Here is a 16,423-nt window from a genome sequence, read left to right as displayed (position 1 = left end):
CCGGTGGCGTTTTTTTGTGCGGCGTCCGCCGCGGCGCTCATTCCAGCACGTAGGCCACGCGCAGTCCGCCCCAGTGTCGGCCGCGCACGTACACCGGCACCGACAGGTCGAACAGGATCTGCCCGGTGTCGCGCCGATACACCTGCAACAGATAGGGCTGGGTATGGCGACCGACGCTGCGCCCGACCCGATCGGTGAACATGCGCTTGGTGCGGTTGCCGACCAGATCGCGGGCGCGGTCGCCGCTCAGCGGCTGGCTGAAGCGCAGGTTGTGGGTGGGCACGTAGCCGTCAGGATTGGCGCAGATCGCGAACACGATCCACGGATGCGCGGCCAGCAGCGGTTCCTGCAGCGGCGGCAGCAGTTCGTCGCACAACGCATCGAAGGCGGTGCGGTACTTGGGCGGATCGATGCCCGCGATCGGCGTGTAGTCGGTGGAAAACAGCGCGTCTTCGCCGATGCGGCCGCGCGCGACCGCATCGGCCAGCGCCTGCCCGATCCTGCCGGCGGCCGCCGTCGCCAGTTCGCGGATGCGCGCGTGCCGCGGCTGCTGCATCGGATCGGACGGCAAGCGGAACAGGCCCACGCAGTCGTGCAGCGTGGCGCTGCCCGCGGCCAGCGCCGCGCTGCGCTCGACCACGCGCGCGACATGGTCCAGGTTGCTGCGGCTGAGCCCGACCACGTGCTCGACCGCGCGATCGATGCCGCCGATCTCTTCGCCTTGCGCGGCGACGCGGGTGGCCACGGTTTCCATCGCCGCACTGGCGCGGCCGAGCAACTGGCCGATGCCGCCGAGCACCTGCTCGGTGTGCTGCGCCGAGGCGGCGCTGTCGTGCAAGGCGCTGCCGGTCTCGCCGATGATGACGCGCACGTCGCGCGCGGCGGCGGCGGCGCGTTCGGCCAGGCGCCGGATCTCGCTGGCGACCACGGCGAAGCCGCGTCCGGCGGCGCCGGCATGCACCGCCTCGATGCTGGCATTGATCGACAGGATGTTGGTCTGGAACGCGACCGCGTCGATCACCTCGATGACCTCGGTGGCGCGCGCCGAGCGCCGCTCCACCTCGCGCATCGCCTGGCCCAGCGCGCGCGCCGCTTCCGCGCCCTGGCGCGCGCTGTCGTCGGCGCTGGCCGCCACCGCGATCACCGCGCGCAGTTCCTGGTCCATCTCGTGCAGGCCCTGCAGCAGCCGCCGGGTGGTCGCCACCACCGTCTGCAGCGCTTCCATCTGGGTCTGCGATTGCTGCGCCAGCTCGTCGTTCTCGGCGACCACGTGCGGCACGTCGGCGGCGATCTGCAGCGACAGCGCCACCGCCTGGCGGATCGCCTCGGCCAGGTTGCCGAAGCCGGCCGACAGGCGCCGCCCGGCCATCGCCTCGGTGTCCTGCGCGGACAGCGGCGTGCTCAGCCCCAGGTCCAGATCGCAACCGGTCAGGCGCTCGCCGACCCGGTCGAGCAAGGCCTGCGCCTGCGCACCGGCCTGCAGCTGCTGCGCCAGCGCCTGCAGCGCCGGGCTGATGGCGCCTTGCGCCTGGCCGGCGCCGAGCAGAGCGACGTCGCGCAGCAGCGCGGCGGTTTCCGGATGCGGCAGCGACAGCAGCCAACCTTCCCCGTCGCGATCGCGCTGGTAGCGCACGCGCCGCGCCGGATCGGCGCCCGATGCCAGCCAGCTGCCCTCCGCACCGGCCAGCGACGCCAACGGCAGCCCCCACACCGCTTCGCTGGATTCGCCGAGCAAGGCCTCTGCGTGCACCCCGAGCAAATCCAGCGCGGCACGATTGGCGGCACAGACCCGGCCTTGCGGGTCCAATCGCAGCAGCGCCACCGGTGCGTCCGGCAAGGCCGCGGCATGTCCGGCATCGGCGTTCGGACCGCGTGTGAACAACGACATCGTCTTCCCCTCCAGGAATTCTTCCGCCATGGTATCGGCCGCCGCCGTGCAACCTGAGCGGGGACATGCGCAACCGGGATCGGCGTCATGTCCGGACTCTTGCGGATTCAGACGCCTGCGGTCGCGCCGCGATGGCGAGAATCACAGCCGATGGGCGCGGACATGGTCGTGAAAGGAACCAGCGTCGAATTTGCGGGACGCATCAGATCTGGCTGTGCGGCTCCCAGCTTGGCTTGCCTGCGGAGAGAAGATCCGCACTACTGCAGCGCCAGCCACAGCAAACCATAACGGCACCGTGACGATGCACGCGGTATCGTTGACGGCTTCGTTCGCGATTGCCTTTCGCCGCTGCTGCAGCGATTCCAGACCGGCAACCGCTGCGTGTCGCCTGTATTGCGCATCGCCGTAAGGCCGGCACGCTCCCTCTCGCTTCCTTGCCCGGAGACGCTGCCGCATGGTGTTCCGTATTTCCATCGCGCTGGTGGCCTTGCTAGTGCTGATCGCGGGCCTCGCGCCCGGCCCGTTCGACGACGTGGTGCAAGCGGCGCTGGCCCAGGTCATCCGCGGCGCCGGCTGGATGTATTTGCTGGTGGTGTTCCTGACCCTGGCGTTCATGCTGTATCTGGCCTTCGGCCGCTTCGGCCATCTGCGCATCGGCGGCGAGGACGCCGAGCCGGATTTCTCGCGCGCCAGCTGGCTGTCGATGCTGTTCGCCGCCGGCATGGGCATCGGCCTGGTGTTCTGGGGCGCGGCCGAGCCGATCTCGCACTTTCTCAAGCCGCCGGAAGGGCTGGCACCGCAAAGCATGGAGGCCGCACGCGCGTCGATGCGCTACGCGTTCTTCCACTGGGGCCTGCATCCCTGGGCGGTCTATGCGTTGATCGGCCTGGCGATGGCCTGGTTCCAGTACAACCGCAACGGCCGCGGGCTGGTCAGCGACATGCTGCAGCCGGTCATCGGCCGCCACCACCGCGGCTGGGTCGGCCACGCGGTGAACATCGCCGCGGTGGTGGCCACCGCGATCGGCGTGGCCACCACGCTGGGCTTCGGCACGATCCAGATCGCCGCCGGCCTGCACCGCGTGTTCGGCGTGCAGGCGAGCATCCCCGTGCAGATGGCCATCATCGCCGTGGCCTTCGTGCTGTACATGGCCTCCACCGCCAGTGGCGTGGAGCGTGGCATCAAGTGGCTGTCCAACTTCAACCTGGCGCTGGCCGCGCTGCTGCTGGCCGCGGTGCTGGTGCTGGGTCCGACCGGCTTCATCTTCGATACCTTCACCACCACGCTCGGTTCCTATCTCAACCAGCTGGTGACGATGAGCCTGCGCATGTCGCCGTTCTCCGGCAGCAAGTGGGTGGCCGAATGGACCATCTTCTATTGGGCCTGGTGGATCGCCTGGGCGCCGTTCGTCGGTGCGTTCATCGCCCGCGTCTCGCGCGGGCGCAGCATCCGCGAGTTCGTGGTGGGCGTGGTGCTGGCACCCACCCTGCTCGGCTTCGTATGGTTCTCGGTATTCGGCGGCGCTGCGCTATGGGCGCAGCTGTTCGGCCATGTCGACATGCTGCAGGCGCTGGGCAACGGCTACGAGACGGTGCTGTTCACCCTGTTCGACAGCCTGCCTGGTTCATTGCTGCTGTCCAGCGTGGCATTGCTGTTGCTGACAATCTTCTTCGTCAGTTCGGCCGATTCGGCGGTGCTGGTGCTGGCCAGCATGTCCACCGACGAGGCCGGCGATCCGCCGCTGGCGCGCAAGCTGGTGTGGGGCGTGGCGGTGGCGCTGATCGCGGCGGTGCTGTTGCTGGCCGGGGGCCTGGATGCGCTACAGGGCATGATCACCATCGCCGCGTTGCCGTTCGCGGTGCTGATGGTGCTGGTGATCGTGTCGCTCTATCGCGTGCTGGACGCCGAGCACACGCGGGAACGCCGACGCGATCGACGCGCCAGGCACATGATCGAGGAATGGATCGCGCGCGAACAGGCGGCGCAGGAACAGACCCGCACCGAGGCCGGGCGCACGCAAGCGCAGGAATGAGCGCGCGGGCGGCAGCGCCGACCCGCGCATCAACACAACGCGCCGGCCGCCGCACGCGAGCCGGCCGCGACACCGCCGCGGCGCAGGCTCAGTAGCCGGCGGCCTGCCCGTCCTTGCGGCTTTCCGAGGCGCCGTAGTACACGCCGCTGGCCGGGTCGCGGAGGATCGCCTGGTAACCGCCATACGGGCCGTCGGCGAAGATCACGCGGTGGCCCTTGCGCATCAGCGCGCGGATCGTGTCGTAGGAAAAGCCGGTTTCCAGATTCAGCTCGCCGCCGTCGCTCATCGCCGTGGCCTGCCCGGTCGGCTCGGTGGACCCTTCGTGCTGGATCCGCGGCGCGTCGCCGGCTTCCTGCAGGTTCATGTGGAAATCGATCAGGTTCATCACGATCTGCACGTGGCCCTGCGGCTGCATCGCCCCGCCCATCACGCCGAAGCTCAGCCACGGCTTGCCGTCCTTGGTCACGAACGCCGGGATGATGGTCTGGAACGGGCGCTTGCCCGGCGCGTAGCCGTTGGGGTGATCCTTCTTCAGCACGAACATCTCGCCGCGGTCCTGCAGGATGAAGCCTAGCCCCGGCGGCGCCATGCCGCTGCCCATGCCGCGGTAGTTGGACTGGATCAGCGACACCATCATGCCGTCGGCATCGGCCACGGTGAGGTAGATGGTGTCGCCCTCTTCCAGTTGCTTCGGCGTGCCCGGCTGCACTTCCTTCAAGGCCTTGTCCATCGAGATCAGCGCGCGACGCTGCGCGGCGTAGTCCTTGGAGATCAGCTTGGCCAACGGCGCCGGCTGGAACGCCGGATCGGCGTAGAAGCGCGCGCGGTCGGCGAAGGCCAGCTTCTTGGCCTCGGTGAACAGATGGATGTGCTCGGCCGAGCCGAACGCGATCTTGGAGAAGTCGTAGCCCTCCAGGATGTTGAGCATCTGCAGCGCGGCGATGCCCTGGCTGTTGGGCGGCAGTTCCCACACGTCGTAGCCGCGATAGTTGCTGCTGACCGGCTCGACCCATTCGCCATGGTGGCTGGCCAGGTCGTCGTAGCTGAGGAAGCCGCCATTGGCCTTGAAATAGGCGTCGATGGTGCGTGCGATCGGCCCCTTGTAGAACGCGTCGCGGCCGCCGTCGGCGATCTGCTGCAGCGTATTGGCCAGGTTCGGGTTCTTCCACAGTTCGCCCTTGCGCGGCGCATGGCCGTCGATGGTGAACTGCTCCTTGAAGCCGGGATACTGCGACAGCCGCGGCACCGAGCGGTCCCAGTAGTAGGCGATGGTCTCGGCCACCGGGTGGCCTTCGCGCGCGTAGCGGATCGCCGGCGCCAGGTTCTGCGCCATCGGCCTGCGCCCGAAGCGTTCGTGCAGTGCGAACCAGCCGTCCACCGCGCCCGGTACCGACACCGGCAGCGGCCCGGTCGGCGGAATGTCCTTCAAGCCGCGGCGCTGGAATTCGGCCAGGGTCAGCGACTTGGGCGAACGGCCCGAACCGTTGTAGCCGTAGAGCTTGTGCGTCTTCGGATCCCACACGATCGCGAACAGGTCACCGCCGACGCCGTTGCCGGTCGGCTCCATCAGTCCGAGCGCGGCGTTGGCGGCGATCGCCGCATCCACCGCCGACCCGCCCGCCTGCATCGTGTCCAGCGCGATCTGCGTGGCCAGCGGTTGCGAGGTGGCGGCCATCGCGTGCGGCGCGATCACCTCCGAGCGCGTGGCGAACGCCTGGCCGGTGACGCGGTCGGCCGCAGCGGCCAGCGACGGCAGGCCCAGCGCAAGCGCCAGGCAGGCCAAGGAAAACTTCGAAACGGACATGCGCATTCCCCGCAGCGGATACCGCGCCACCCTACCCGAGCGGAGCCGCGCGCGCAGCTGCGGCGGCGCCAGCGCATCCAGAGCGAGCCCGATGCAGCGCGATGACGACAGCGTCGCGGCGCTGCATCCGACGCGCAGACACTCAGCGCAACGCCAGCGTCTGTTGCCCGGCATCCAGGCGCCGCAGCAACTCGGCCTGCGGCGCCAGCTGCGCGACCAGCACCGGACGCGCCTGTTGCAGTTGCGCGCGCGCTTCGTCGCGCCGGTCAAGGGCGAGCAGCGCTTCGGCCAACGACACGCGCGCCATCGCGGTGGGCACCGCCGCGCTGCCCAGTTCGGCCTGGTTCGCCTGCACCACCCGTTCCCAGCCGCTCAGCGCCGCGGCGCTGTCGCCGGCGCGTTGCGCCAACTCCGCCGCCAACATGTCGCGCCGTCGCTGCAGTTGCGTCGACGGCCAGCCGGCCGCCGGCCGGAGCGCGTCCAGCTCGCGTTGCGCACGCGCCAGTTCGCCGCTGCGCATGCGCAGCTCCACCTGACTCAGGCGCTGCACCAGTTGCCGCGGATGATCGGCGGGATACAGCCGCGCCATGCCCTCGTAGGCATGCCGCAACAGCGGCTCGGCTTCGCCCAGCCGGCCCTGGCGCATCAGCATGCGGCCCAGGTTGCCCTCGGCGTTGAGCGTCATCGGGTTGTCCGCATCCAGCGCCTGCCGGCGGATCTGCCAGGATTGCCGATACAACTTCTCGGCCGTCGGCAGATCGCCGCGCGATTCCTCCAGCGTGGCCAGGTTGTTGAGATAGCGCGCATGGTCGACGCTTTGCGCCAGGCCCAGCGCCGGCAACATCGCCAGCGCCTGCAGATAGTGCACGCGTGCCGCAGCGAAATCGCCGGCATCCTGGTACACCGACGCCAGTTCGTTTTCCGCATCGGCCAGCAGCGGACTGCGCGCGCCGTACAGCGCGCGCGACAGTTCCAGGTTGCGCTGCATCAGCGCGCTCGCCGCCGGCAAGGCGCCGCGCGCCGCCAGCGTCTTGGCCAGGCCTTCGGCGCTGTGCAGGTAGTCGACGCTGCGCGCGCCGAAGTCGCGCTGCTTCAGCGCCAGCGCGCGCCGGTACCAGTGCTCGGCCTGCACCAAGTCGCCGTTGGCCTTGAACACCTGGCCCAGGTTGTGCATCGCCGTGGATGGACCGCCGTCGGTCTTGCCCCCCGGCTGCATGCGCAGCGCCAGCGAGCGCTGCAGCATCGCCACGGCCTCGTCGGTGCGGCCGACCCGGCTCAACGCCAGGCCCATCGCATTGGTCGCCTTGGCCAGCGCGTCGCGCTCTTCGCCGGGTTCGGCCAGACGCAGCGCCTCGGTAGCCGCCGCCAGCGCCGCAGCGCCGCGATCCTGGTTGTACAGCAGCACCGCCAGGTCGCTGAGCGCCTGCGATGCCGACGCCGGTTCGCCCACCTGTGCGCTGCGCAGTTCGCGCGCGGCCTGGCGCAGCAACACCTCGGCACGCGCTTCCTGGCCCAGGTTCATGTAGGCGCGGCCGAGCGTGGCGCGCAGCCGCGCGCGCACCGCCGGCGATTGCGCCAAGCCTCGGTCGAGTTGCGCGGCGGAACGGTCCAGCACCTGCTGCGCACTGATCGTCGCGGTGCCCTGGGCGCCGCGGCTGCGCGGGTCGGCGGCATCGAACGCATCGGTCATGAACTGGCTGACCTGCAGCGCGATCGCCGCCTCGCGCTGCGCCTGCGCGCGGGTCTCCAGCAGGCGCCACATGAAGCCGGCGCTGAGCAGCAGCACCGCCGCGGCCACCGCGCTCTCGCGCCAGCGCCGGCGCAGCAGGCGGGCCAGCGCGTAGCGGCGGCCGCCGCGGCGCGCCTGCACCGGGCGGTGGCCGAGATGGCGCTGCAGATCGGCGGCCAGCTCGGCGACGTTGGCGTAGCGCTGCGCCGGATCCTGCGCGCAGGCCTTGGCCGCGATCGCGTCGAGATCGCCGCGCAGTTGCCGGCGCAACCCCGGCAGCTGCGCCAGCGCGCTGGGTGGGGGGCAGGCCGCGCCGGTCCCGGCGTGCGCCGGCAGGCGCTGCCCGGACAGCACTTCGATCAGCATCACGCCCAGGCTGTAGAGGTCGCCGGCCACGCCCACCGGCTGCGCGGCCAGCAGTTCCGGGCTGGCATAGGGCGGCGTGCAGAAACGGCCGCGCTCGGCGCCGTCGGCCGCGTCCTGCAGCCGGGCGATGCCGAAGTCCAGCAGCACCGGCTCGCCGTCGGCGCGCACCAGCACGTTGCCCGGCTTCAGATCGCAATGCAGCACCAGGCGCTGGTGCGCCGCCTGCACCGCGCGGCAGATGCGCAGGAACAGTTGCAGCCGCGCAGGCAGGTCCGGCGCCTGCGCCTGCAGGTAGCGGTCCAGGGCCACGCCGTCGACGTACTCCATCACCAGGTACGGCTGCCCGCCCGGAGTGGCGCCGCCGTCGTACAGGCGCGCGATGTTGGGATGCTGCAGGCTGGCCAGGATCTGCCGTTCGGCCGCCAGCCGCTGCGCAGTCAGCGCGTCGGGCAGGCCGCGCAGCAGTTTCACCGCCACCTGCCGCTGATACTGCTCGTCCGCGCGCTCGGCGACGAACACGCTGCCCATGCCGCCGCTGGCCAGGAAGCGGGTCAGCCGCCACGGGCCGAGCCGGTCGCCCACGCCCAGTTCCGGCGCGGCCATGCGTCCGGCCAGCGCCCGCAATGGCGCGGCCAACTGCTGCAACTGCATGGTCTGCGCGGCGAGCAGGGCCAGCGCCTCCTGCACCAGCGCCGGATCCTGGCTGAGCCGCTGCAGGGTCGGCTGCCACTGCGCCGGCGGCAGGTCGCAGACCGATTCGAATAGCTGGCGCACCTGTTGCCAGCGTTCGTCGCTCATGGGCGGCCAGGATCGGCGCTGAGTTCGCGCTTGAGCCAGGCGCGGGCGATGCGCAGGTCGCGCTCAACGGTCGGCACCGACACCTCCAGCAGGCAAGCGATCTCGTCGTGGGTCATGCCGCCGAAATAGGCCAGCTCCACCGCATGCGCCGCGCGCGGGTCGAAACCGGCGAAGCGCTGCAGCGACTGGTGCAGGGCCAGCACCTGGTATTCCTCGCTGGGCGCGGCGCCGTCGCGGTCGGCATGCGACAGGGTCATCATCATCGCCCCGCCGCCGCGCTTGGCGGCCAGGTTGGCGCGCGCGTAGTCGACCAGCACCGCGCGCATCTTCAGCGAGGCCAGGGCGAAGAAATGCACCCGGTCGCGGTACTCCACGTCGGCGTCGAGCATGCGCAGCAAGGCTTCGTGGACCAGCGCGGTCGGCTGCAGCAAGGCGTCGCCCTGGCGCGCCGCCATGCGCGCGGCGGCCATCTCGCGCAGCGCGGCATAGACAAGTTCCAGCAATTGCGCTTCGGCCTGCGCGTCGCCGCTGCGCCAGCGCTGCAGCAGGCCGGTGACCTGCGCGCTCTCGGCCACGGCCGACACGGAGGCCTTGCGCGGGGCGACCGCCACGGGAAGAGGTTCGGAATGCATGCGCCGGATCGTCGAACGGGAGTGATTGAAGGTGGCAGGCAACGGCCGGGCCGTGGCAGCCGCGCCAGATTACCGCAGGATGGCGACCGCCTGTTGACGCCGCGTGGCAGGCGCGGAAGACGCCGATTTTCCGCGCAATCGGACGTGCATTCGCTGCGCCGGCGCACCGTTTCAGGCGTAACGATGCTGTGCTGGTGCGGCTTTCGGCACATTCGCTGTTTCGCGGCTGCAGCAGGGTTGACAGCCCCGCAAAGGCCATGTTTATCTCGCTGCATGTTGCATCGCCACACCAGCCCGAAGCCGACCCGCCTGCCCACCGCGCTGCGCGCGGATGCCGCCGCGTCGCTCCTCGTACTCGTGCTTATTACCTCGCCCACAAGTGCGGGACGAACCGGCGTGTAAGCGACAAGCAGCCTGGATTCGATCAGACCCCGCACCGGCAACGGCGCGGGGTTTTTCATTTTAGTAACCGCGAAACACACGTTTCCCTTCCTACCCACACCGTTCCGAGGACATTCGCCCCATGACCAGTTCCGCCCAGCCCACCACCAAGATCGCCATCGTCGGTTACGGCAGCCAGGGCCGCGCGCACGCGCTGAACCTGCGCGAGTCCGGCTTCGACGTCACCGTCGGCCTGCGCGCGGGCGGCCCGACCGAAGCCAAGGCGCAGGCCGACGGCTTCGTGGTGAAGAGCCCCGCCGAGGCGGTCAAGGACGCCGACCTGGTCGCGGTGCTGACCCCGGACATGGTGCAGAAGAAGCTGTACGAGGAGGTGCTGGCGCCGAACATGAAACAGGGCGCCTGCCTGCTGTTCGCGCACGGCCTGAACGTGCATTTCGACATGATCAAGCCGCGCGCCGACCTGGACGTGGTGCTGGTCGCGCCGAAGGGCCCGGGCGCGCTGGTGCGCCGCGAGTACGAGATCGGCCGCGGCGTGCCGTGCATCTGGGCGGTGTACCAGGACAAGAGCGGCAAGGCCGAGCAGTTCGCGCTCGAGTACGCCGCCGGCCTGGGCGGCGCGCGCGCCAACCTGATCAAGACCACCTTCAAGGAAGAGACCGAGACCGACCTGTTCGGCGAGCAGGCGGTGCTGTGCGGCGGCGCCTCGTCGCTGGTCCAGGCCGGCTTCGAAGTGCTGGTGGAAGCCGGCTACCAGCCTGAAATCGCCTACTACGAAGTGCTGCACGAACTGAAGCTGATCGTGGACCTGTTCTACGAAGGCGGCATCACCCGCATGCTCGAGTTCGTCTCCGAGACCGCGCAGTACGGCGACTACGTCAGCGGCCCGCGGGTCATCGACGCGGCCACCAAGGAGCGCATGCGCGACGTGCTGACCGACATCCAGAACGGCACCTTCACCAAGAACTGGGTCGCCGAATACGAAGCCGGCCTGCCGAACTACAACAAGTTCAAGCAGGCCGACCTGGAGCACCCGATCGAAGTGGTCGGCAAGCAGCTGCGCGCCAAGATGGTCTGGCTGAACGGCGACGCCGCCGCCAAGCCGGCCGCGACCGGCCAGCAAGCCGCGTAACCGCGGCTCCCCCACCCGCTTTTACCGAAAGGTCGCCACCGTATGAACTCCTCCGCTCACGGCACGCCCCGCAACGGCGCGCGCTGGCTGACGCAGGCCCTGGAAGCCGAAGGCGTGGACACGCTGTTCGGCTATCCGGGCGGCACCATCATGCCGTTCTACGACGCGCTGGTAGACAGCCAGCTCAAGCACATCCTGGTCCGCCACGAGCAGGGCGCGGCGCTGGCCGCCAACGGCTACGCCCGCGCCAGCGGGCGGGTCGGGGTCTGCGTCGCCACGTCCGGCCCGGGCGCCTCCAACCTGGTCACCGGCATCGCCGATGCGATGCTGGACTCGGTGCCGATGATCTGCCTGACCGGGCAGGTCGCCACGCCGCTGCTGGGCACCGACGCGTTCCAGGAACTGGACGTGTTCGGGCTGACCCTGCCGATCGTCAAGCACAGCTTCCTGGTGCGCCGCGTGGACGACCTGCCGCAGGTGCTGCGCGACGCGTTCCGCATCGCCCGCGAAGGGCGTCCGGGGCCGGTGCTGATCGATCTGCCCAAGGACGTGCAGTTGGGCGACGCCTCGCACCTGCCCGACCACGTGCCGGCCGCGGTGCCGACCCCGCCGGCGCCGCATGCCGCGGCCCTGGCCGAAGCGCTGGCGGCGATCGCCGGCGCCGACAAGCCGGTGATCTACGGCGGCGGCGGCATCGCCCTGGCCGATGCGGTGGACGCGTTCCGCCAGTTCGTCGACACCACCCGCATCCCCACCGTGCTGACCCTGCGCGGGCTGGGCGCGCTGCCGCACGGGCATCCGCACTACCTGGGCATGCTCGGCATGCACGGCACCCGCGCCGCCAACATGGCGGTGCAGGAGTCGGACCTGCTGATCGTGGTCGGCGCGCGCTTCGACGACCGCGCCACCGGCAAGCTGGCCGAGTTCGCCCCGTTCGCGCGGGTCATCCACCTGGATGCCGACGCCTGCGAGATCTCCAAGCTGCGCCATGCCGACATCGCCGTGCCCGGCGACGTGGCCGAGGCGCTGCGCGCGCTGAGCGCGGCGACCAGCACCTGCGAGGCGTGGCACGCGCGCTGCGTCGGCCATCGCGAGAAGTTCGGCGCGCGCTACGACGCGCCGGGCGACGACATCTACGCGCCCGGCCTGCTGAAGCGGCTGAGCGAGCTGGCTCCGGCCGACACCGTGATCGCCTGCGACGTCGGCCAGCACCAGATGTGGGTGGCCCAGCATTGCCGCTTCAACCATCCGCGCAACCACCTGACCAGCGGCGCGCTGGGCACGATGGGCTTCGGCCTGCCGGCGGCGATGGGCGCGCAGTTCGCCTGCCCCGAGCGCACCGTGGTGCTGGTCAGCGGCGACGGCAGTTTCATGATGAACGTGCAGGAGCTGGTCACCATCGCGCGCTGCAAGCTGCCGGTGAAGATCGTGCTGCTGGACAACAGTTCGCTGGGCATGGTGCGGCAGTGGCAGGAGCTGTTCTTCGCCGAGCGCTACAGCGAGATCGACCTGTCCGACAATCCGGACTTCGCCGCGCTGGCGCAGGTGTTCGGCATCCCGGCCAAGCGCATCACCGCGCGCGGCCAGGTCGAGGACGGCCTGGCCGAACTGCTGGCGCAGCCGGGTCCGGCGCTGCTGCACGTGGCCATCGACGCACGCGCCAACGTGTGGCCGCTGGTGCCGCCGAACACCGCCAACAGCACCATGCTGGAGAGCAACCCCGCGACCCAGCGCCAGGAGATCCCCCATGCGATACCAGCTTGACCTGGTGCTGAAGCCGGCCGAAGGCGCGCTGCTGCGCGCGATCGGCATGGCCGAGCGGCGCGGCTTCGCGCCGCTGTCGATCAGCGGCGCGTCTGCGCCCGACGATGCCGGCCGCTGGCACCTGCAGATGGTGGTGGATGGCATTCGCCCCGGCGAGAGCCTGCGCCTGCAGATGGAGAAGGTGTACGACTGCGAGTCGGTACGGGTGACTGCGTTGGATGTAGCGCCATGATGAAGCCGGGATTCGGGATTAGGGATTCGGGATTCGGAGGCTGCGCTGGCAGCTCCATGGTCTCGGGCTTCATGCCGGCTGCGCGGCAGGGCCGGGCGACGATGCGGAGGAGTCTTCTTCCACGGAGGTCGCTTCTTCGGGCACAGGATTCGCATGTCGAATCCCTACTCCCCACTCCCCAATCCCGGCCCATTCATGCCTGACACCGGCCGCCCCGCCCCGCAGGAACCCGACGTAGGCGACGTAGCGGTCAGCGTCGCCGACGTGCTGGCCGCGCAGGCGCGGCTGCGCCGCTACCTGCCGCCGACGCCGGTGCACTACGCCGAGCGTTTCGGCGTGTGGCTGAAGCTGGAGAACCTGCAGCGCACCGGCTCCTACAAGGTGCGCGGCGCGCTGAATGCACTGCTGGCCGGGCTGGAGCGCGGCGACGAGCGCACCATCATCTGCGCCTCGGCCGGCAACCATGCGCAGGGCGTGGCCTGGGCCGCGCACCGCCTGGGCGTGCAGGCGATCACGGTGATGCCGCACGGCGCGCCGCAGACCAAGATCGCCGGCGTCGCCCATTGGGGCGCCACCGTGCGCCAGCACGGCGACAGCTACGACGAGGCCTACGCCTTCGCCCGCGAACTGGCCGAGCAGAACGGCTACCGCTTCCTCTCCGCGTTTGACGACCCGGACGTGATCGCCGGCCAGGGCACGGTCGGCATCGAGCTGGCCGCGCACGCCCCGGACGTGGTGATCGTGCCGATCGGCGGCGGCGGCCTGGCCTCCGGCGTGGCCCTGGCGCTGCGCTCGCAGGGCGTGCGCATCGTCGGCGCGCAGGTCGAGGGCGTGGATTCCATGGCACGGGCGATCCGCGGCGATATCCGCGCGATCGACCCGGTGCCCACCCTGGCCGACGGCGTCAAGGTTAAAATCCCCGGGTTCATCACCCGCCGGCTGTGCGCCAGCCTGCTCGACGACGTGGTGATCGTGCGCGAGGCGGAACTGCGCGAAACGCTGGTCCGCCTGGCGCTGGAGGAGCACGTCATCGCCGAGGGCGCCGGCGCGCTGGCCCTGGCGGCCGGCCGCCGCGTCTCCGGCAAGCGCAAATGCGCGGTGGTGTCCGGTGGCAACATCGACGCCGGCGTGCTGGCGACGCTGCTGTCGGAGGTGCGCCCGCGCGCGCCACGCAAGCCGCGCCGCCGCAATGCCGAGCGACTTCGCAACCAACGTGCCGCCGCCCCGCCCGCTTCCGCTCGCCCCGCGTCTTCGCTCTCCCATCCGCCAGCCACCGCCGCCGTAGAGGAAACCATCTGGTGAACACTTCTGCTTCTTCCCAGACCCCCCGCATCCGCATTTTCGACACCACCCTGCGCGACGGCGAGCAATCCCCCGGCTGCAGCATGACCCCGCCGCAGAAGCTGGTCATGGCGCGCGCCCTGGCCGAGCTGGGCGTGGACATCATCGAGACCGGCTTCCCGGCCAGTTCGCAATCCGACCGCGAGGCGATGGCGCTGATCGGCCGCGAACTGCGCGAGCCGACCCTGGCGGTGCTGTCGCGCTGCCTGGCCACCGACATCGAGACCTCCGCGCGCGCGCTGGAGGCGGCGGCCAAGCCGCGCCTGCACGTGTTCCTGTCGACCAGCCCGCTGCACCGCGAGCACAAGCTGCGGATGAGCCGCGAGCAGGTGCTGGAATCGGTGCGCAAGCACGTGTCGCTGGCGCGCCAGTACGTGGACGATGTGGAGTTCTCGGCCGAGGACGCCACCCGCACCGAGGAAGACTTCCTGGCCGAAGTGACCGCAGTGGCGATCGCCGCCGGCGCCACCACCATCAACCTGCCCGACACGGTCGGCTTCACCACGCCGGAAGAGATCCGCGGCATGTTCGCGCGGCTGATCGCCAGCGTGCCCGGCGCCGAGCGGGTGATCTTCAGCACCCACTGCCACAACGACCTGGGCCTGGCCGTGGCCAACTCGCTGGCCGCGGTGGAAGGCGGCGCGCGGCAGGTGGAATGCACCATCAACGGCATCGGCGAGCGCGCCGGCAACTGCGCGCTGGAAGAGATCGCGATGGCGCTGAAGGTGCGCAACGCGTTCTACGAGATCGACACCGCGATCAATACCCAGCGCATCGTCGCCAGCTCGCAGCTGCTGCAGCGGCTGGTCGGCATGCCGGTGCAGCGCAACAAGGCGATCGTCGGCGGCAACGCCTTCGCCCACGAGTCGGGCATCCACCAGCATGGCATGCTGCGCCACCGCGGCACCTACGAGATCATGCGTCCGGAAGACGTGGGTTGGGAGTCCTCGCAGATGGTGCTGGGCCGCCACAGCGGCCGCGCCGCGGTCGAGCAGCGCCTGCGCGCGCTGGGCTACGTGCTGGAAGAGGCCGAACTGAACCTGGCGTTCGAGGCGTTCAAGGCGCTGTGCGAGCAGCAGCGCGTGGTCAACGACGCCGACCTGCAGGCGATGATGCAGGACGCGCCGGAAAGCCAGGGCTACCGGCTGTCGTCGATGACCGTCAGCGACCGCGGCCAGCGCGCCAGCGCGCAGGTCGAGCTGTCCGATCCGGACGGCCAGCGGGTCAGCGAGCGCGCCGAAGGCGACGGCCCGGTGGATGCGCTGTTCGCCGCGCTGGCCGCGGCCACCGGCGTGCAGCTGACCCTGGACAGCTACCAGGTGCACAGCGTCGGCATCGGCGCCGACGCGCGCGGCGAAGCCAACCTCAGCGTGCGCCACGGCGAAATCGAATACGACGGCAGCGGTACCAGCCGCGACATCATCGAGGCCAGCGCGCTGGCCTGGCTGGACGTGGCCAACCGCGTGCTGCGCCAGCGCCAGGGCGCGCATGCCGGCGCCGCCACCGCGGCCGCCTGAGCACATGAGCGCAACCATCGTGCCCGCCGCCGGCCAACGCTGGAACGCGCAGGGCTATGCCGACGATGCCGGCTTCGTGCCGGCACTGGGCACGCCGGTGCTGGAGCTGCTGGCACCACAGCCGGGCGAGCGGATCCTCGACCTGGGCTGCGGCGACGGCGTGCTGACCGCCAAACTGGCCGCCAGCGGCGCCGAGGTGCTCGGCGTGGACGCATCGCCCGAACTGGTCGACGCCGCACGCGCACGCGGCGTGGACGCGCAGGTGCTGGACGGCCATGCGCTGGCGTTCGAGCAGCGCTTCGACGCGGTGTTCAGCAATGCCGCACTGCACTGGATGCGCGAGCCGGACCTGGTGCTGGGCGGCGTGCGCCGCGCGCTGCGTCCGGGCGGTCGCTTCGTCGGCGAATTCGGCGGCCACGGCAACGTGGCGGCGATCGTCACCGCGCTGCATGCGGCGCTGCGCCTGCATGGCGCGCCGGCAGCGGCGTTCGCCTGGTTCTTCCCCAGCGCTGAAGCCTATGCACAGCGCCTGCAGGCGCACGGGTTCCAGGTGCTGCAGATCGCGTTGCTGCCGCGGCCCACGCCGCTGCCGACCGGCATGGCCGGCTGGCTACGCACCTTCGCCGACCCGTTCCTGGTCGGCCTGAACGCCACAACACGGCAGGACGTTCTCGCTACCGCCGTCGCATTGCTGACGCCAACGCTGTGCGACGATCGCGGCCGCTGGAGCGCCGACTACGTCCGCCTGCGCTTCCACGCCATGGTACCGGCCCAGGCCGACGCCTGAGC

11 protein-coding genes are annotated in these 16,423 nt (G+C 70.5%); 7 read left to right on the top strand and 4 right to left on the bottom strand.

Features of this window, described 5'->3' with window-relative positions:
• Window positions 1-37 precede the first annotated feature (37 nt).
• Window positions 38-1,888 (bottom strand): methyl-accepting chemotaxis protein, encoded by a 1,851-nt coding sequence (locus HEP73_RS04635; RefSeq protein WP_185822302.1) that lies wholly within the window; start codon window positions 1,886-1,888, stop codon window positions 38-40.
• Window positions 1,889-2,342: 454 nt separating this feature from the next.
• On the opposite strand from HEP73_RS04635, the gene HEP73_RS04630 reads away from it, so the two are divergent.
• Window positions 2,343-3,920, top strand: coding sequence for a BCCT family transporter (locus tag HEP73_RS04630; protein ID WP_185822301.1), 1,578 nt, complete (start codon window positions 2,343-2,345; stop codon window positions 3,918-3,920).
• Window positions 3,921-4,008: 88 nt separating this feature from the next.
• On the opposite strand, the gene ggt is transcribed toward HEP73_RS04630, so the two are convergent.
• The 3 genes from ggt to HEP73_RS04615 all read right to left on the bottom strand — a co-directional run bounded on the left by ggt (window position 4,009) and on the right by HEP73_RS04615 (window position 9,249).
• Window positions 4,009-5,724, bottom strand: a complete 1,716-nt coding sequence (ggt, locus tag HEP73_RS04625) for a gamma-glutamyltransferase (protein ID WP_185822300.1) — start codon at window positions 5,722-5,724, stop codon at window positions 4,009-4,011.
• 142 nt (window positions 5,725-5,866) lie between these two features.
• Entirely contained in the window at window positions 5,867-8,617 is a 2,751-nt protein-coding gene (locus tag HEP73_RS04620; RefSeq protein ID WP_185822299.1) for a serine/threonine-protein kinase, read from the bottom strand.
• Window positions 8,614-9,249, bottom strand: a complete 636-nt coding sequence (locus HEP73_RS04615) for an ECF-type sigma factor (RefSeq protein WP_185822298.1) — start codon at window positions 9,247-9,249, stop codon at window positions 8,614-8,616. The genes HEP73_RS04620 and HEP73_RS04615 overlap by 4 nt, the downstream gene beginning before the upstream one ends.
• A 523-nt stretch (window positions 9,250-9,772) precedes the next feature.
• Between HEP73_RS04615 and ilvC the strand changes: the two genes are divergently transcribed.
• The 6 genes from ilvC (at window position 9,773) to HEP73_RS04585 (ending at window position 16,421) form a co-directional block, all read left to right on the top strand.
• Window positions 9,773-10,780 carry a ketol-acid reductoisomerase gene (gene ilvC, locus HEP73_RS04610; protein WP_185822297.1) on the top strand — a complete coding sequence of 336 codons (1,008 nt, stop codon included), beginning with the start codon at window positions 9,773-9,775 and terminating at the stop codon, window positions 10,778-10,780.
• A 42-nt stretch (window positions 10,781-10,822) separates the two neighbouring features.
• Window positions 10,823-12,544: an acetolactate synthase 2 catalytic subunit gene (ilvG, locus tag HEP73_RS04605; RefSeq protein ID WP_185822296.1), complete on the top strand. Its 1,722-nt coding sequence runs from the start codon at window positions 10,823-10,825 to the stop codon at window positions 12,542-12,544.
• Window positions 12,528-12,776, top strand: coding sequence for an ACT domain-containing protein (locus HEP73_RS04600; RefSeq protein ID WP_185815326.1), 249 nt, complete (start codon window positions 12,528-12,530; stop codon window positions 12,774-12,776). The genes ilvG and HEP73_RS04600 overlap by 17 nt, the downstream gene beginning before the upstream one ends.
• A 195-nt stretch (window positions 12,777-12,971) precedes the next feature.
• Window positions 12,972-14,078, top strand: a complete 1,107-nt coding sequence (locus HEP73_RS04595) for a threonine dehydratase (RefSeq protein WP_185823297.1) — start codon at window positions 12,972-12,974, stop codon at window positions 14,076-14,078.
• The gene (locus HEP73_RS04590) at window positions 14,075-15,634 is read left to right on the top strand and encodes a 2-isopropylmalate synthase (RefSeq protein WP_185822295.1); all 1,560 of its coding nucleotides are present in this window, start codon (window positions 14,075-14,077) and stop codon (window positions 15,632-15,634) included. The genes HEP73_RS04595 and HEP73_RS04590 overlap by 4 nt, the downstream gene beginning before the upstream one ends.
• 4 nt (window positions 15,635-15,638) lie before the next feature.
• Window positions 15,639-16,421 carry a class I SAM-dependent methyltransferase gene (locus HEP73_RS04585; RefSeq protein WP_185822294.1) on the top strand — a complete coding sequence of 261 codons (783 nt, stop codon included), beginning with the start codon at window positions 15,639-15,641 and terminating at the stop codon, window positions 16,419-16,421.
• Window positions 16,422-16,423: the final 2 nt, after the last annotated feature.

Source organism: Xanthomonas sp. GW (assembly GCF_014236815.1).
Classification (GTDB): Bacteria; Pseudomonadota; Gammaproteobacteria; order Xanthomonadales; family Xanthomonadaceae; genus Xanthomonas_A.
Note: the sequence above shows the minus strand (reverse complement) of the source record. Positions and strands in the feature narration are given on the sequence as shown.